The organism is Aliiglaciecola sp. NS0011-25 (assembly GCF_040370605.1).
Classification (GTDB): domain Bacteria; phylum Pseudomonadota; class Gammaproteobacteria; order Enterobacterales; family Alteromonadaceae; genus Aliiglaciecola; species Aliiglaciecola lipolytica_A.
Genome location: NZ_BAABWR010000022.1, coordinates 15,878 through 33,119, shown reverse-complemented (window position 1 = coordinate 33,119; position 17,242 = coordinate 15,878). Strand labels below are relative to the sequence as shown.

The window sequence follows — 17,242 nt, the reverse complement described above, 5'->3', positions numbered from 1 at the left end:
CACTTTATTCATAGAAAAATCAAAGGCGCTAACCAAATAGACACCACACTTAGCAGAATTAAACCAACAATATTAAGCACTATACCGGCCCTTACCATTTGTGGAATGGTAAGTACACCTGAGGCAAATACTATGGCATTAGGAGGTGTGGCGACAGGTAACATAAATGCGCAACTAGCCGCTAGTGTAATGGGTATACACAATAATAATGGGGATACACCAAGTTCTAGGGCAACCGCTGCAACAACCGGTAAAAAGGTCGCTGCCGTGGCTACATTGCTGGTTAGTTCAGTTAAAAATATGACTAATGCGGTTGCTGCGATCACCAGTACAAAAACACCTAATCCGCCCAATGGCATCAAGCTACTGCCTAACCAGCCCGCAAGTCCTGAAGAAGATACTGCAGCAGCCAAACTTAGACCGCCACCGAATAGAATAAGTACACCCCAAGGCAATCTATTGACGTCATGCCAAATCATAATTTGCGATTGCGTTTTATCACCACTTGGCAAAAGAAAAAGAAGTAGGGCTGCGGTCATCACTATGCCTGTGTCGGTCAAAAAATCAATTTCAAATAACACAGAGATAGGGCGCCTGATAATCCAGAATATCACCACCAAAGCGAACACTATAGCGACTCGTTTTTCCGCACTGCTCATGGGACCGAGTTTTTTTCGTAGCTCATTTAAATGTTCATGAACTTCCGGATTTTCTGGTATATCAATATTGAAACTCCAGCGAGTTAACGACCACCACGCCAGAGGCAACATAATAAGCATCACTGGCACACCAAGGGCCATCCAACTGGCAAATGTGAGCTTAATGTCGTAGTTTTCACTTAAAAAAGCTGCCAACAATGCATTGGGCGGCGTACCAACTAAGGTTGCAAGTCCACCAATGGTAGCGGCGTAAGCCAAACCTAATAACATAGCGACTTGAAAAGATTTGGTTTGTTGTTTATTTAAATGGGTATTGTGTTCTGCAATAACGTGGGTAACGGATAACGCTATGGGCATTAACATCATAGTGGTTGACGTATTTGTCATCCACATCGATAACAAAGCGGCCACAATCATAAAACCGCCAATCAAGTGGTTACCATCGGTACCAGTGTATGACAAAATTACTAGCGCTATGCGTTTATGTAAATCCCAACGTTCCACCGCTAGCGCCAAAATAAATGCGCCCATAAACAGGTAAATGATAGGATTTGCGTAATCTGAAGTGGCTTCTGCCAGTGTACTTATTCCTAAAAATGGAAACGTCACTATCGGCAAAAAAGCGGTGACTGGCACGGGAACAGCTTCCGTAGCCCACCAAATTGCCATCCAAATTCCTACAGCCGCAACACGCCAAGCTGTTGGGTCCATAACGGTTTGATTTGCTCCTAAAAGCATCATTAAAGCGAATATAGCCGGTCCAACTAAAAGACCAATATTTTGATATCGGCCACGTTGCTGATCGGTTATATCCGGTAAACTATTACTCATATTACTGCCTTAACATCGAGAAAGTTGAAGTGGGCAAGCTGCCCACTTGAAGGACGAATCTTAAAGTTTTGTTCTAAGGTCTACGTAAAAACTGCGTCCATAGTCGCTGTGGGCATCGGAAAAGAATCCAAAGTATCTGTCCGCCAGCGGTGCTCTTTCATCAGTTAAATTACGCACACCAAGGCGAAGCCGTGTTTCTGTTTCTTTATAAGCAAAGGTATAGTCGAAGGTGGCGTTAAACGTGGTCATGGCTGGGATTTCATAACGCGTCCCATCATCTAAGGTTAACGAACTTTGATAGAAACTACCGATTCGGTTGCCGCTTAAAGAAGCACCGAAACCACCTTCACGCCATGATAAACGCATCGAATGACGTTGTTCTTGGTTACCGTCTTGGCCAATTAAGTCTGCAAACCCAGCAACTGGATAACTCGCTGGGATCAATCCGCTCTCTTGAGCTGCTACTAATCGCGCGGCATCGCCGCCTGCTTTTTGTTCGAACTCTTCAATGAATGAGCCATTGTAGCTAAACTTGAATTTACCAATCTCGGTATCAAGATTGTAATAAAAACCCACATCAAATCCAGATAAATTACGCTTATCTAAATTTGCATATTGGTCATCTATAAATTGGATGTTACCTGCTGGGCAGATTCCAGCCGTTTGGTAAACTGGAATTTGATTTTCGTCAGCATCTACCCGTGATACTGCCGAGTTAAACTGCGCTGAGCTACAACTTCCATCGCCATTTTCTAAACGATATAGTAAATCGAGTAAAGTGTGGTTTTCCTCACCATACAAGCCAATGGTATTTTCTTTTTCAATGGACCAATAATCAAGGGTTAAAGTGATTTCGTCGTTGGGGGTCAATACAATACCTACAGAGGTATTCGTTGACTCTTCAGGTACTAGGTTGTTACTACCCTGGGCGATTCGTTGTACCGAATTCGTACAATCAAGGATGTCCTGATCAGGATCACCGCCATTTTCAGTCGCGTACAAACAGGTATAATCAGTCCGAGTGTTATTTCTGGCCACAATACTTTCATTGATCGTAATTAGATTTGGCGCTCGATACGCTTCTGACCATGAGCCTCTTACTAGTAACTCATCAATAGGGCGCCAGCCGAATGCCACTTTGCCCACGGTAGTATTGCCTACATCAGAGAAGTCTTCATAACGCAACGCAACTTGCGCATTTAGGCTCTCAAAAATAGGTATTTGTACCTCTGCAAACAAAGACACAACGTCTCGTTCACCAGAACTATCGGGGGTAGGGCTTGAGTTCACTACATCAGAAACGTAAGGGTAGGTATCACCTTCGTAATCGGTAAATGTGATAGTCCCGTCTAGGCGATCGTCTCTGTCATCAACAAATGATTCTTCTCGATATTCAATCCCCACTACGAATCCCACGGGACCAGCCGGTAAAGTGAAGATTTCCGGATGTGAAAATTTAGCATCAAAAGTAGTGAGCTCAGTTTCACTTAATCTAACTACGTCAATAAGGGCTCGTTCAATATTAGAATTTAGACCGCCGCTAAATGGATTGTATGCTGCTTCGGTAGGATCAAAGAGGGCTTCGGCTATTAGACTGTTCGAAACGCGATTGCGAGTGACGTCGTCTTTCTGTGCTTTTGAATACGAAACTGCAGTTTCCCAATCCCAATCGCCCATTACTCCTCTAAACCCTTGCAACAAGCGGAACGTTTTCCCGTCGTTATCGACTATTCTTGGTAGCTCGGCAAAGCGGTAATTGTCTATCGTGAGCTCCAGACCAGTACATGGCACATCAGGAATAAGCTCGTCAGGCAGTCTATTGGGGGATCCACATGGGCCAAAAGGATTGTAATAGTTTTCGGCACCCACTCGCAGTTTAGATGTGGTAAATGGGGCAGTCGCGTGGCGGCGTAAATTGGTTTCAGACTTGTAATACGACAACTCAGTAAACGCCTCTACGCCATTATTAAACTCATGATTAATAAACGCAAAAACGTTAAAACGTTTTAATTCAGAGCTAATATCTCGGTCAGCATTGAGATTCAGTCGATAGGTCCCTTGGCCGTCTTGGCCTCCGCATGTGGTAGCGTTAATCACATATTGACAACGCTCATCACCAATAGGATAGGTTTCAAACTCTCCGCTACTATCGGTAAACATATCGGTTAGTCCAGCAGCAGATGCACTGCTAACTACATCATATTGGCCAAATAGTGAGTTTGCGGTGTCATTTCGAAACGAGGTATCTCCTTCCCATAAGGACCCTTCTGGAATGCGCGAGCGAAAATCAGAATTTGCCCAGCGAGGATCATCCTGTGAATTTACTCTATCTCTAGCGTAATAATTGACAAAAGCACTGACATTAGTTCTCCCATTATTGAAGTCTTTGCCCCATTCCATTGTCAATGTTTGGGTGTCACGGGGGATGTTTTCGTATTCAGCCCAGCGACCTGAAATAGTAAAACCCACAAAATCAGATTTTAAAACATGGTTAACAACACCGGCAACCGCGTCAGCACCATAAATTGCTGAGGCGCCATCGCGTAACACTTCAACCCGATCTAAACCGATAACAGGTATGGTATTTACATTTACCGAATTGACAGGGACAAAACTGCCTCCCACTTCTTCGGTTTGATACGAGGCAGAATTAACCAAACGCCTGCCATTGAGTAAAACCAAGGTATTACCAGTACCTAAATTCCGCAAATTGTAAGTGCCTATATCTCCCCGTGCTGCATTAACACCTCCACCAATGTTTTCCGCCTCATTAAAAAAGTTCTGACCGTTTTCCGGAATAACTTGTAATAAATCATCAATTGAATCTATACCTAACGAGCCTATAGCATCTGCATCTAACACTGAAATGGCCAAGGCTTCAGCAACTTGTCCACCTTTGATGTGTGATCCTACTACTTGGATTTTTTCATAATCTGACGGATTTTCAGTGTCGTTTTGTTGTGCTGTGGCTGGAAGGGAGATTAATGATGCTATGGTTAAAGACAGCAGGTTAGGTTTAAAAAACCGATTTTTTGTGTGGGTTCTGCTCTGTTTCATATGTGTACCTGTTAAGTGTGACTATTATAATTTTGTCATTTCAATTCAACTGAAAACTCTCGGTTTTAATTGAATTCTTAACTAGTAAACGCATCAATAAACAAAACCCCCTACTAAGGTTTACAAAAAATTAACACTGGTTAACTAAATATAGCGAAATTAGCTGAAGGGAACCTTAGACAAAGTGCTGGATGATTGGCATTGTCATGCCAAAACAAATAAGCCCTATGGTGAGTGTGTACGCCCATCCTGGACCTGCTGAATGGGTAACCGGTTCGGAGACTGTTTCTTTTTTTTCCGAGGGGAAAGGGATAACTACGGATTTTTCAATAAACTCATGGACACTATTTAAACAGGCACTTTTGGCCCACAGTTCAGATAATTCTAAATACGCATGCTGGTTCGCTGGCTCACTTTGTAACCAGTTATGAAATGCGATTTGTTGGTCGTCGTCTAACTCATTGCGGTCTAAAGACGCAATCCAGTTCGCCGCTTCAAGTAGCGTCGCTTCCGAGACTTCATAACCAGTCCACTGTTCTATACTCAACGTTCGTTAACCCTAAACTGTGAATGTGTATCTGAATTCAGCTCTGCCACATACTTGCGACAAAGTAGCAATCCCTTGGTTAAATGATTTTCCACTGTTTTATTCGTAATGCCTAACATTTTCGCAATTTCTGCATGACTTTTTCCATGCAACTTTCGTTGAACAAAAACTTGTCGGCAAATTGGCGGAAGTTGATTAATTGCCTGCAGTAAAATTTGTTTATCGTTTTGGTCAATTAAAGACGATTCTGAATTTAATGGTTGCGCTTCATCGCTTTCAACCCACATCAGCACACTGTTCTGAATGTGCGAACTTACTACTTTTTGATGGCGAATATTACTAATTGCCATATTTTTTGACATCGCGATCAACATTGGTTGCAAAGCAAGAAGCTGCTGTAAGGGATTTTCTTTGTTGGGGTTTTTACTCACCAGCAAATAGATCTTTAAATAGGCCTCTTGAGCAATTTCTTCCGCTTCAGCGACATTGACCATATTCGATAGCATGTTCAATAACTGTGGTTTAGTGTGCGACATGAATTCTGCAAGCGAGAGTTCAAATCCAGCTGTGTTAACACTTTTTGACGTCAAAACTTATTTTGCCCTGAGTGTAAATAATCTTTCTTTTTAAGATATAGCGCGTTAATTCAACGATGACAAGTTTATCCTGTCAGTTGGTACTCCTGCTAGCGTTAACCTAAACGCTCCTGCAACCACTCTGAAACGTCTTTAATTTCCTGTGGGCAAACATTATGTTGCATTGGATATTCTTTCCATTTCACAGGGTAACCAATATCTTCGAGCACTTTAAACGCGGCATGTCCTAAAAACATTGGTACCACTTCATCTTGCTGGCCATGGGCACATAGAATAGGTGTGTTTTTATTGGCCTGATGAACTTCACTGGCAAATTTGTCTGGTTCAGACATATAAGTTGAAAGCGCCATAATGCCAGCTAGCTTTTCTGGGTATCGAGTGCCTAGGTGAAGCGCGATAACTCCGCCTTGTGAAAAACCGGCCAACACAATGCGATCAGCTGATATTCCTTTGGCTTTTTCGGCTTCAATTAAATCACTGACTTTAGCTGCTGAGTCCAACACTCCGTCCACATCTGCGCGATTATTAAAATCCATGGTTTTAATATCGTACCAAGCACGCATCGGCATACCATTATTGATGGTTACTGGTCTTACAGGCGCGTGAGGGAACACAAACCGTACCGCCATACTTTCCGGTAACTTTAATTCGGGCACGATTGGCGCGAATCCATTACCAGAATCCCCTAGACCATGCATCCAAATTACAACGGCATCGTATGGCTTTTTGGGATTTACTTCTACGTAGGGCAATATCTGCTCAGACATTTAGCTGCTTCCTTTGATTTAAATTATGACAATTTTACGCTTTGCTCTGCTTGTTTACTGGCAGCTTCATCAATAAATGACCAAAATTCAACACCGGTGCGCTCATCTATCCATACTTCATCTTGATAATTGAAATGATGACCATTGAATTTGGTCGCCACCCAAAGTTGGTGCAAAGGTGCTTGTTTGTTCAAAATAATCTTGGTTTTATTTTGAAACTCTAGGGTTAAAATTCCTTCTGCTGATTCGTAGTCGATATCCACCTCGCAGGCATCTAACGCTTCTTCCAGTTGGATAAACATGTCATCTACAAGTTGGTGATACTGGCTGTCATTCATTTTGTGATTCGCTAGTTAGGTAATAAGTCAGAATATGTTAACATTGCTAAAAATTCGCGACAGTTATTTTATTAAATTTTATGGCAAAAGCACCCGGTAACTTATTTATTTTGGCCGCTCCTTCAGGAGCAGGTAAATCTAGTCTCATTAATGCGCTAATAGAAAGGCATAGTGAGTCGAATATGCATAGTAATAAACTGCAGGTTTCAGTTTCGCATACAACCCGCGCTCCTAGACCCGGAGAAGTCGATGGTCAACACTATCACTTCGTCTCAAGAGAGGAGTTCGAGGATTTGATCAAACAGCAGGTTTTTTTCGAATGGGCTGAAGTATTTGGAAATTATTACGGTACGTCGCGAGTGGTAATAGAAAAAACCCTCAAAGAAGGTACCGATATTTTCTTAGATATTGACTGGCAAGGAGCGCGTCAGGTTAAAGCGCAAATTCCTGACACTGCGACGGTTTTTGTCGCGCCACCGTCTCGAGAAGAACTTTTCCGTCGTCTTACACAACGCAATCAAGACTCTCAAGAGGTGATCGAGCAGCGAATGCAAGAAGCGGAGTCAGAAATTTCCCATTATCATGAATTTGATTTTATTGTCGTCAACGATCATTTCGAATCAGCTTTAAATGAGTTAGATGCGATAGTAAGTGCTCGCAGACTACGAAAAGAGAAGCAAGTAATCCGGCATGCTGGCTTATTTGCTGATTTACTCGGAAAATAAACAGTCTAATGATCGTGAAAGATCTTTCCTTTAGACCAATAAAAACGTAAACTACTCGACCTTTTTTTGAACACCTTTAGACATATCGACCACCTCGGAGAAATATATGGCTCGTGTAACAGTAGAAGATGCCGTAGACAAAATTGGCAATCGTTTCGATTTAGTATTAGTTGCTGCTAAGCGCGCACGTCAGATTGCTATTGAAGGCAAAGACGCTCATGTTCCTATGGGAAATGATAAGCCCACAGTAATCGCTCTTCGTGAAATTGAAGAAGGTTTTGTTGATGCTTCAACAATTGCAGCTGAAGCAATTCGTGACCAACAAGAGCACGATCAAGCTGAATTCTCGTCAGTTGCTAACATCCTGTCTGAGTAAAAATAAGCCAATCCTGAACTCATATGAGTTCAGGACAAACTTATAGGCTGACAAGCTTACAAAATCTCCGTATTCTTAACTCCTAAGTCAACTAAAAGCATGTGTTAAGTGTATTTATTCGAAGGCCTTAAAAACAAATTAAGTGATTACCTACCTCTAGACGCGGTCAAGGGGATTGAGGCTGCCTTCGTTTTAGCCCAAGATGCACATGATGGACAAATGCGTTCCAGCGGTGATCCTTACATTACCCATCCAGTTGCCGTTGCAGGCATACTTGCCGACATGAACCTTGATGAAGAAACCATCAAGTCTGCGTTATTACACGATGTGATAGAAGACACCCATTATTCCAAAGAAGATCTGGTTGAAGCATTTGGTGAAACTGTTGGCGATTTAGTGGAAGGGGTGTCTAAGCTGGATAAAATCCAGTTTAGTACCAAACAAGAAGCCCAAGCCGAAAATTTCCGTAAAATGATGATGGCGATGGTGCAAGATATCCGGGTCATTCTGATTAAACTCGCAGACCGAACCCACAATATGCGCACTTTAGGTTCGCTAAGACCAGATAAGCGTCGCAGAATTGCCAGAGAAACCCTCGAAATTTATGCGCCTATTGCTCACCGACTCGGTATCCACGATATTAAAAATGAGCTAGAAGACTTAGGTTTTCAAGCCATGTACCCGATGCGTCATCGAGCTCTTTCGGCGGCCGTTAAACAAGCTCGCGGTAACCGCAAAGAAATCATTGAAAATACCCGCAATGAAGTGGAAACTCGTTTAAAAGCCCATGGTCTTGATGCGCAAGTCATTGGCCGCGAAAAACATTTGTATTCGATTTATCGGAAAATGAAGAACAAAGAATTGTTGTTCAACGAAGTCATGGATATATATGCGTTTCGGGTGATAGTCTCCTCTGTCGATAATTGCTATCGCGGGTTAGGGGCTATGCATGGTTTGTATAAGCCTATTGAAGGTCGTTTTAAAGATTACGTGGCCATTCCACGCACAAATGGTTATCAGTCATTACACACTTCTTTGATTGGACCTCATGGTATTCCTGTTGAAATTCAGATTCGAACTGCTGAAATGGATCAGATGGCTGACAAAGGTGTCGCCGCACATTGGATTTACAAAGATGATGGTGAAACGCAGCAAGGCACTACGGCGCAAGTTCGAGCACGCAAATGGATGCAATCCTTATTAGAACTGCAACAAAGTGCAAGTTCATCATTTGAATTTATTGAAAACGTTAAAACCGATTTGTTTCCTGATGAAATATACGTGTTTACACCAGACGGCCGAATTATCGAATTACCCATGGGAGCCACGCCCGTCGACTTTGCTTACGCAGTGCATACTGATGTAGGTAACTCTTGTGTGGGTGTGCGAGTAGAGCGACGTAACTACTCACTTAATAAGCCACTGCAAAATGGTCAATCGGTGGAAATAATTACCTCTCCAAGAGCAAAACCCAACGCCAACTGGCTCAATTTCGTGGTCAGTGCCAGAGCCCGTTCTAATATACGCCACTACCTCAAGCGCCAGCAGTCCAAAGAAGCCATCAGTATGGGTAATCGTTTACTTAGACATGCTTTAGGGGCGAGAAGATTAGACGATATTCCGCAAGAAGATAGAGATCGTGTTGTGGCTGAAACCAAACACGACTCTTTTGACGAATTGCTTTCAGATATTGGTTTAGGTAATGAACTCAGTGCCATTGTCGCTCGACGACTGTTGGGCGAGTCTGAAGAGCTGCCAGATAAAGGCCGTAATGTGGCGATTAAAGGCACTGAAGGCTTGTTAGTGACCTACCCCAAATGTTGTTACCCGATTCCCGATGATGAAATTATCGCGATTCTTAGTCCTGGTCGGGGCATGGTTATCCATCAGGTAGGTTGCAGTAACATTCGTAAGTTAAGTAAAGAAGAGCCTCAACGTGTTTTACCAATGCATTGGGATAGCGAAGCTCAAGGTGAATTCAAAGCGTCGGTAAGAATAGAGCTAATTAATCATCAAGGCACATTGGCTACGCTAACCAATGCCGTTGCTTCGTGTGATTCAAATATTATTGGTTTACAAACAGAAGAAAAAGAAAGCAATGTTTATTACATTGATATTGAGTTAACCACAAAAAATCGTGTACATCTGGCTAAGGTCATGCGCAAAATTCGCTCCATGCCGGAAGTGCAAAAAGTCTCACGTCATAGTCAAATTCGACACAACTAAGGTAAATAATTATGTCAAAGTCCGTAATTCATACTGACCGGGCCCCTCAAGCTATTGGGACTTATAGTCAAGCTGTAAAGTCTGGCACAACTGTGTATTTATCTGGCCAAATTCCTTTGGTTCCAGAGACCATGGAAATGGTTTCTGACGATTTTAAAACACAAGCTATTCAGGTATTTGAAAATGTAACTGCAGTGTGTGAAGCCGCTGGTGGTACTACTAATGATTTGGTTAAAGTGAATATATTTCTAACCGATTTATCTAATTTTGCCACCGTAAATGAGGTGATGAGCCAGTATTTTAAAAAGCCATATCCTGCTCGTGCCGCTATAGGTGTAAAAGAACTACCAAAAGGTTCACAAATTGAAATCGACGGCATTATGGAATTGCCTGAGTGATATTGCTTTAGAAAGTTTGGCTTTCAGTTAGAGGTTTTTTAGTGTCAGTGTCACCAGAACGTTATCAAAAAATTCGTGATGTCTTAAGCAAGCGACAAACTAGCTTAACCGTATGTTTGGAGCAAGTTCATAAGCCCCATAATGTTTCCGCAGTGATTAGAAGTTGTGATGCGGTAGGCATTCATAAAGTGCATGCCGTTTGGGATGATGAAACAAAAGAATTACGTGGTGGCACCGCAATGGGCAGCCAAAATTGGGTGTACATGGAAAACCACAATAGCATTGGTGATGCAGTTTCTCATTTGCAAGAACAAAAAATGCAGGTGTTGGTTACCCATTTGTCTGATCAGGCCGTAGATTTTCGCGATGTCGATTATACCAAGCCAACAGCGATAATTTTAGGCCAAGAAAAGCACGGTGCTACGCAACAAGCTATCGATTTAGCCGATCAAGAGATTGTCATTCCTATGGTCGGAATGGTGCAATCCCTCAACGTCAGTGTAGCAGCTGCACTGGTTTTATATGAGGCGCAGCGGCAACGACAAATTGCCGGTATGTATGATACGCAGCACCTTGATGAATCAGACTGCCAAAAAATGTTATTCGAACGGGGTTACCCTGACTTTCGTAAATTATGCGACGAAAAAAACCTGCCATACCCACATATTGATGAACAAGGAAGTATTGTCGCCGACGATGATTGGTGGCAAGCATTGCAATTCCGAAAGCTGTAGGCGGTTGCTTTAGCCCCGCGCTATCCTATGATATTTCATGGCCTGAAGGCCATGCTACGGGGTTTCTGTTGTAGGCGGTTGCTTTAGCCCCGCGCTATCCTATGATATTTCATGGCCTGAAGGCCATGCTACGGGGTTTCTGTTGTAGGCGGTTGCTTTAGCCCCGCGCTATCTTCCGACCTCCATGGCCTAAAGGCCATGCTACGGGTTTCTCTTGTAGGCGGTTGCTTTAGCCCCGCGCTATCTTCCGACCTCCATGGCCTGAAGGCCATGCTACGGGGTTTCTCTTGTAGGCGGTTGTTTTAGCCCCGCGCTATCTTATGATATTCCATGGCCTAAAGGCCATGCTACGGGTTTCTGTTGTAGGCGGTTGCTTTAGCCCCGCGCTATCCTATGATATTCCATGGCCTAAAGGCCATGCTACGGGATTTCTGTTGTAGGCGGTTGCTTTAGCCCCGCGCTATCTTCCGACCTCCATGGCCTGAAGGCCATGCTACGGGGTTTCTCTTGTAGGCGGTTGTTTTAGCCCCGCGCTATCCTATGATATTTCATGGCCTGAAGGCCATGCTACGGGGTTTCTGTTGTAGGCGGTTGCTTTAGCCCCGCGCTATCCTATGATATTTCATGGCCTGAAGGCCATGCTACGGGGTTTCTGTTGTAGGCGGTTGCTTTAGCCCCGCGCTATCTTCCGACCTCCATGGCCTAAAGGCCATGCTACGGGTTTCTCTTGTAGGCGGTTGTTTTAGCCCCGCGCTATCATCCGACCTAAATATTTCCATGGGATAAATCCCATGCTACATTGTTATGTTTGCGAACATACTTTAAAAGGAAACCTACTATGCGATCCGCTTACCTAATCGGCTTGTTTCTTACGCTTTTTGCAACACAGCTGTTTGCCTTAGACCGAACTTTAATCGCGGAATCCCCTGAAGATGTAACTCCCTTATTAAATGGCCAAACTATTCCCAATGTGACACTGCGCACCGCGACTGGTGCGCCGGTTAGTTTGCAGGCGATGATTATGCAAAAACCGACGATTATATTGTTCTATCGTGGGGGATGGTGTCCCTATTGCAGCCGTCAATTAGCAGAGCTCAAAGATATCGAGCAACCTTTGGTTGATTTAGGTTATCAAATATTAGCAATATCGCCCGAATCACCAACACGTTTACAAGAGCAAAAACTAGAAACTGAATTTGCCGTGCAGTTGTTATCAGACGAAAGTTTACAGGCCATCAAAGGGTTTGGAATTGGTTTTTATGTACCTGCGGAAACAAAATCTAAATACAAAGAGAAAAACAACATAGTGTTAACCGAAGATGCGGACAGTGAACGCGCGGTATTGCCGGCTCCTTCAGTGTTTATTACCGACAAAACAGGCTTAATCAAATTCAACTATGTTAATCCAAACTTTAAAGTAAGACCTTCTGCAGAGCTGCTTTTACAAGCAGCCAAACTAAGTTTGTAATTACTTACTTAAGCTGTGAGCCCTTTCAAACAATTAAAATTGAACAGGGCTCAGTTATTCTCTAATTTGAACTTTTGACACTGAATGTCTCTTCGTTGAGGATCCGAACTTCACGTTGAGGGAATGGTATTTCAATGCCATTTTCTCTAAGGGTTTCAAAGATTATTAACATCAAATCCCCGCCAACGCGATTTTTGCCATCATCAATGCCCTCCATCCAGAATTCCACAAACATGTTTACCCCAGAGTCCCCGAAACTATCAATTTCACAATCTGGGCGTTCTTCAAATGGTACGTCCGGGCCGCTGATGACAGAAGGGTGTTCGGCCACCGCCACTTTAATAAACTCTACCATCGAGCGTATGTCTGTTGCGTATGGCACTGAAAAATCTACTCGATAACGCTGCTTAGGATCTTTATGAGTCCAATTGACCATTAAATTGGAAATGAATTTTTCATTGGGTACCAGAATGTCTTTGCCGTCGTAGGTTTCTAGAACCGTGTATCGCATTCTGAACTCACGGACGAATCCTTTACTGCCGTCATCCATTTCCACAAAATCGCCAACGGTTAACGAGCGATCTAGCAAAATGATAATGCCTGAAATAAAGTTCGAAGCGATGGATTGTAAACCTAAACCCAACCCTACACCGACGGCACCACCAAACACGGCAAGCGCAGTTAGATTAATGCCCATCACATTTAACAATAACAGTGCAATAATACAAAATACCGCGACCTCAAAGAGTTTCGAAAAAACTTCTCTAGTGCGGATATCTATCGATTCTTGTTTACGAATGATGTCTTTGCCAAAGCTATTAGATGCGCGTCCAAGCCAAAATAGCACTGCACCGAAAATCAGCACTCTTACCACGCCGTATGCGGTGATATTAACGTTACCTAAGGTAAGAGATATGTCTTCCAGTGCAACAATAACAGTGCTAAGTGAGCCGGTTAAATGCAGCAGTAAAATCGGTAATCCCACCCACTTGAATAGTTTCGCGGCGATAGTATTTACAACCAACACGCGAATCATTGAGTAATAGAAAAGTAAAACCGCAATGGTCAAGGCTGTATCCAAAAGCCATGTTGAAAAGCCTGCATTGTGGACTGTTTCGATAATCACTTTTAAGGTAATCAATGCAATCAATGGACAAACCAAATAACCCACTCGATAGGCGAGTTTACGCATAGGGTGAGCGCTTGAGTCTGGTTCGTAGTGAGTTAGTCCTACCGCATTTCGTATTTTGCGAGCCAACCAAAAAGCCAATAAGTAGACAAACAGCACTATGGAAACTTGAGCATAAGTATTTGGGTTGGTTAAAGTGCTAAGAATAACTAACCATAATTGATCAGCTTGGGTGGAAATGGTTTCTAAGTTCATATCAATTCACATTTTCAAATTTCTAAACTTACTATGAACCAATACCGTCAATTCGTATAGTTGGTTCGGAATAATTGCACTAAGTATAGACTTGGTTTTTATCCAATTTCAGGTCGGTGTTCATGTTAAAAGCAATCTTAAGCGTGAAACTTCGTGTATTTTAGATAGGTTAAAAGCCTTTAAATATCAGCGGGCAGCGGCTTTGTCCAAGGTTTTGTATTTTTAGCCTTCAGAATAGTTGTATTCTGCTGGCTGTAAGGCAAAATAACAGGTTGTTTCGTTCTGAATAAAAAGGCTCAGATGCAATCTCTGGCAATAACAAAATTAACCGAATTAAAAGGTGTAGGCAGCAAAGTTGCTGAAAAGCTCGAAAAAATTGGGTTAGTTACCATTCAGGACATGCTGTTCCATTTGCCCCTTCGTTACGAAGATCGCACGCGTATCTACCCGATTGGCGATTTGCAGCCCTTTTTGCACACAAGCATTGAAGGGGAAGTAATGTCTTGTGATGTGCAATTTGGCCGAAAACGGATGTTGGTGGTGCGAGTAAGTGACAATACTGGCACCCTTACCTTACGCTTTTTCCATTTCTCGGCAGCACAAAAAAACAGTTTAGAAAAAGGCACCACGATTCGTGCTTTCGGCGAAGTGCGGGCAGGCAAATTCGGCTTAGAAATGATGCATCCTGAATATCGCGTTAAACGTGATGAATCCGTCAGCGAGTTGGAAGAATCACTTACTCCAGTGTACCCCACCACCGAAGGCGTAAAGCAAATCACGCTGCGTAACCTTAGTGAGCAAGCCTTAACCAAACTAAAACAGGGTGGGCTAGCGGAACTGCTGCCTGATAATCTTTACGCGGCACAAATTAGCCTAGTAGATGCTCTATCGCTCGTCCATAGGCCGCCTCCCGATGTCGCCTTGTCGCTATTAGAGGAAGGCAAACATCCAGCTCAGCAACGCTTGATCATCGAAGAACTACTAGCTCACCATTTAAGTGTTTTAAAAGTTCGCCAGCAAAGTAAGCGCCAACAAACTTTTTCGATTCCGATTTCTACAGCGTTAATCGACCAGTTTTTAGGAAACTTACCCTTTACTCCAACCAACGCGCAATCCCGTGTGGTAGATGAAATTCAGCATGATATGCAACAAGACTCGCCAATGATGCGGTTAGTCCAGGGAGATGTGGGCTCTGGTAAAACATTGGTGGCGGCAATGGCAGCTTTGTCTGCTATAGGTGCAGGTTTCCAAGTGGTAATGATGGCACCCACTGAGCTGCTGGCAGAACAACATGCCAATAACTTTAGTGATTGGCTTTCACCGCTTAATATTCGAATTGGTTGGCTGGCCGGTAAGTTAAAAGGTAAAGCCAGAGAATCGGTATTAACTGAACTGAAAAATGGTCAGATTGATATGCTCATAGGTACTCATGCGGTTTTCCAAGAAGCGGTTGAGTATCATAAACTTGCCTTAGTTATTGTCGATGAACAACATAGATTTGGTGTGCACCAGCGTTTGGCGTTACGAGAGAAAGGCGAGCTACAGGGGGCGTTTCCCCATCAACTGATTATGACCGCAACCCCTATTCCACGAACCTTAGCGATGACAGCGTATGCGGATCTTGATACCTCGATAATTGATGAGCTACCCCCAGGGCGCACGCCAATCACCACAGTTGTGCTACCCGATACGCGGCGAGGTGAAGTGATTGAAAGAGTGCGTAACGCTGCAGTTAACCAGAAGCGTCAAACTTATTGGGTCTGTACCCTTATTGATGAGTCAGAAGTGTTGCAGTGTCAGGCCGCAGAAGACACAGCTATTGCCCTGCATACCGCTTTACCCGAATTAAAGGTAGGACTGGTTCATGGCCGCCTGAAATCGCAAGAAAAGCAGCAAATCATGGAGCAATTTAAGCAAGGTGAATTGGACTTATTAGTGGCCACAACCGTAATAGAAGTGGGGGTCGATGTACCTAATGCTAGTTTAATGATTATTGAAAACCCCGAGCGGCTTGGCTTAGCTCAATTACACCAGTTGCGAGGGCGAGTAGGGCGGGGCTCAGTGGAAAGTCATTGTGTGTTGATGTATCAAAGTCCATTGTCGAAAACCGCGAGCAAACGGTTAAAAGTGTTGCGTGAATCCCATGATGGTTTTTATATTGCGCAACAAGACCTTGAAATACGAGGGCCGGGGGAGTTGCTTGGTACTAAGCAAACTGGATTGGCGGATCTCAGAATTGCTGATTTAATTAGAGATGCCGAACTCATCCCTCAAGTTCAAAATATTGCTTCTCATATGTGGCAACATTATCCGTCAAAATCTCAAGCCATCATTAATCGCTGGCTAGGACATAAAGAGCGTTATGGCCATGCTTAAGCTAATATTAACTGAACCGGAAAATCCACAATTACAGGAACAAGCTGTTATTTGGCAAACAAACTGGGGATTGGAGATTGATAATCAGCAAACTCAGGGATTAGCGCTAGTATTAGATCAACACTATTTGGCCCTTAAACAGTTGGATGAACCCAAATTAGGCGCGGTGTTTGTAGACTTTGCATCTGATGTATTGACCTTCAGACGACAACAAACCAGTGTTAAAAAAGAATCCATAGCAAAGGCTGTGGGCATCAAAGGAAATGTTTTTCCGCGGATTTTAGATGCAACCGCTGGTTTAGGCCGAGATGCATTTATATTGGCAAGCTTTGGTTGCCACGTAGATATGATTGAACGATCCAAAGAAGTAGCTGCCTTATTAGAAGATGGTTTGCAGCGAGCTAAATCTCAACCACTGGTGAGTGATTGGCTACCGCAACGAATGACTCTTTTGCGCGGCACAGCGACGGAAATTATGGCGAGTTGGCAAAATACACAACCGGATGTGGTGTATTTGGACCCTATGTTTCCCCATCGCAAAAAATCGGCGCTAGTGAAAAAAGAAATGCGCTTGTTCCAAACGTTGCTGGGAGTCGATGAAGATGCGGATGACTTACTCGAACCTGCGCTAAAATTAGCAAAACGACGAGTTGTGGTAAAAAGGCCAGATACGGCTCCTTACCTAAATGATAAACAACCTAATATGTCGATTAAAGGCAAAAAGCTTCGCTTTGATGTCTATTTGACCAACCTATAGAAT

15 protein-coding genes are annotated in these 17,242 nt (G+C 43.3%); 8 read left to right on the top strand and 7 right to left on the bottom strand.

What is annotated here, in order from left to right:
• Positions 1 to 8: 8 nt before the first annotated feature.
• The 6 genes from ABWV72_RS17395 to cyaY form a co-directional block, all read right to left on the bottom strand.
• A complete protein-coding gene (locus tag ABWV72_RS17395; RefSeq protein WP_353372040.1) occupies positions 9 to 1,490 on the bottom strand; it encodes an SLC13 family permease in 1,482 nt (493 codons plus the stop codon).
• Positions 1,491 to 1,550: 60 nt separating this feature from the next.
• Positions 1,551 to 4,547: a TonB-dependent receptor domain-containing protein gene (locus tag ABWV72_RS17390; protein WP_353372038.1), complete on the bottom strand. Its 2,997-nt coding sequence runs from the start codon at positions 4,545 to 4,547 to the stop codon at positions 1,551 to 1,553.
• A 175-nt stretch (positions 4,548 to 4,722) separates the two neighbouring features.
• On the bottom strand, positions 4,723 to 5,094 hold the full coding sequence (locus ABWV72_RS17385; RefSeq protein WP_353372036.1) for a FecR/PupR family sigma factor regulator: 372 nt from the start codon (positions 5,092 to 5,094) through the stop codon (positions 4,723 to 4,725).
• On the bottom strand, positions 5,091 to 5,630 hold the full coding sequence (locus ABWV72_RS17380; protein ID WP_353372034.1) for an RNA polymerase sigma factor: 540 nt from the start codon (positions 5,628 to 5,630) through the stop codon (positions 5,091 to 5,093). Before ABWV72_RS17380 ends, ABWV72_RS17385 begins: the two co-directional genes overlap by 4 nt.
• A 155-nt stretch (positions 5,631 to 5,785) precedes the next feature.
• Complete coding sequence (locus ABWV72_RS17375; protein ID WP_342806404.1) at positions 5,786 to 6,457, bottom strand: alpha/beta hydrolase; 672 nt, start codon at positions 6,455 to 6,457, stop codon at positions 5,786 to 5,788.
• A 23-nt stretch (positions 6,458 to 6,480) separates the two neighbouring features.
• Positions 6,481 to 6,795, bottom strand: a complete 315-nt coding sequence (cyaY, locus tag ABWV72_RS17370) for an iron donor protein CyaY (protein WP_216049219.1) — start codon at positions 6,793 to 6,795, stop codon at positions 6,481 to 6,483.
• A gap of 80 nt (positions 6,796 to 6,875) precedes the next feature.
• Here cyaY and gmk point away from each other — a divergent pair, with 80 nt between their 5' ends.
• From gmk to ABWV72_RS17340, 6 genes are all read left to right on the top strand, one after another.
• Entirely contained in the window at positions 6,876 to 7,520 is a 645-nt protein-coding gene (gmk, locus tag ABWV72_RS17365) for a guanylate kinase (protein WP_216049218.1), read from the top strand.
• Between the two features lie 106 nt (positions 7,521 to 7,626).
• Positions 7,627 to 7,896: a DNA-directed RNA polymerase subunit omega gene (gene rpoZ, locus ABWV72_RS17360; RefSeq protein ID WP_216049217.1), complete on the top strand. Its 270-nt coding sequence runs from the start codon at positions 7,627 to 7,629 to the stop codon at positions 7,894 to 7,896.
• Between the two features lie 108 nt (positions 7,897 to 8,004).
• On the top strand, positions 8,005 to 10,122 hold the full coding sequence (gene spoT / locus ABWV72_RS17355) for a bifunctional GTP diphosphokinase/guanosine-3',5'-bis pyrophosphate 3'-pyrophosphohydrolase (protein ID WP_216049216.1): 2,118 nt from the start codon (positions 8,005 to 8,007) through the stop codon (positions 10,120 to 10,122).
• An 11-nt stretch (positions 10,123 to 10,133) separates the two neighbouring features.
• Positions 10,134 to 10,520, top strand: a complete 387-nt coding sequence (gene ridA, locus ABWV72_RS17350) for a deaminase RidA (protein ID WP_216049215.1) — start codon at positions 10,134 to 10,136, stop codon at positions 10,518 to 10,520.
• 47 nt (positions 10,521 to 10,567) lie between these two features.
• Positions 10,568 to 11,254: a tRNA (guanosine(18)-2'-O)-methyltransferase TrmH gene (trmH, locus tag ABWV72_RS17345; protein WP_353372090.1), complete on the top strand. Its 687-nt coding sequence runs from the start codon at positions 10,568 to 10,570 to the stop codon at positions 11,252 to 11,254.
• Positions 11,255 to 12,092: 838 nt separating this feature from the next.
• Positions 12,093 to 12,722 (top strand): peroxiredoxin-like family protein, encoded by a 630-nt coding sequence (locus ABWV72_RS17340; RefSeq protein WP_342806406.1) that lies wholly within the window; start codon positions 12,093 to 12,095, stop codon positions 12,720 to 12,722.
• 61 nt (positions 12,723 to 12,783) lie between these two features.
• On the opposite strand, the gene ABWV72_RS17335 is transcribed toward ABWV72_RS17340, so the two are convergent.
• Positions 12,784 to 14,106 carry a mechanosensitive ion channel family protein gene (locus ABWV72_RS17335; RefSeq protein WP_353372029.1) on the bottom strand — a complete coding sequence of 441 codons (1,323 nt, stop codon included), beginning with the start codon at positions 14,104 to 14,106 and terminating at the stop codon, positions 12,784 to 12,786.
• Between the two features lie 300 nt (positions 14,107 to 14,406).
• Here ABWV72_RS17335 and recG point away from each other — a divergent pair, with 300 nt between their 5' ends.
• On the top strand, positions 14,407 to 16,482 hold the full coding sequence (recG, locus tag ABWV72_RS17330) for an ATP-dependent DNA helicase RecG (RefSeq protein ID WP_303501816.1): 2,076 nt from the start codon (positions 14,407 to 14,409) through the stop codon (positions 16,480 to 16,482).
• On the top strand, positions 16,475 to 17,239 hold the full coding sequence (locus ABWV72_RS17325; protein WP_353372027.1) for a class I SAM-dependent methyltransferase: 765 nt from the start codon (positions 16,475 to 16,477) through the stop codon (positions 17,237 to 17,239). Before recG ends, ABWV72_RS17325 begins: the two co-directional genes overlap by 8 nt.
• The last annotated feature ends 3 nt before the right edge of the window (positions 17,240 to 17,242 follow it).

Coding starts and splice junctions, on each gene's coding strand:
- ABWV72_RS17380 (WP_353372034.1), bottom strand. CDS start 5,630: ATGTCGCACACTAAACCACAGTTATTGAACATGCTATCGAATATGGTC.
- ABWV72_RS17390 (WP_353372038.1), bottom strand. CDS start 4,547: ATGAAACAGAGCAGAACCCACACAAAAAATCGGTTTTTTAAACCTAAC.
- rpoZ (WP_216049217.1), top strand. CDS start 7,627: ATGGCTCGTGTAACAGTAGAAGATGCCGTAGACAAAATTGGCAATCGT.
- recG (WP_303501816.1), top strand. CDS start 14,407: ATGCAATCTCTGGCAATAACAAAATTAACCGAATTAAAAGGTGTAGGC.
- cyaY (WP_216049219.1), bottom strand. CDS start 6,795: ATGAATGACAGCCAGTATCACCAACTTGTAGATGACATGTTTATCCAA.
- ABWV72_RS17375 (WP_342806404.1), bottom strand. CDS start 6,457: ATGTCTGAGCAGATATTGCCCTACGTAGAAGTAAATCCCAAAAAGCCA.
- ABWV72_RS17395 (WP_353372040.1), bottom strand. CDS start 1,490: ATGAGTAATAGTTTACCGGATATAACCGATCAGCAACGTGGCCGATAT.
- gmk (WP_216049218.1), top strand. CDS start 6,876: ATGGCAAAAGCACCCGGTAACTTATTTATTTTGGCCGCTCCTTCAGGA.
- ABWV72_RS17340 (WP_342806406.1), top strand. CDS start 12,093: ATGCGATCCGCTTACCTAATCGGCTTGTTTCTTACGCTTTTTGCAACA.
- ABWV72_RS17325 (WP_353372027.1), top strand. CDS start 16,475: ATGCTTAAGCTAATATTAACTGAACCGGAAAATCCACAATTACAGGAA.
- ridA (WP_216049215.1), top strand. CDS start 10,134: ATGTCAAAGTCCGTAATTCATACTGACCGGGCCCCTCAAGCTATTGGG.
- ABWV72_RS17335 (WP_353372029.1), bottom strand. CDS start 14,106: ATGAACTTAGAAACCATTTCCACCCAAGCTGATCAATTATGGTTAGTT.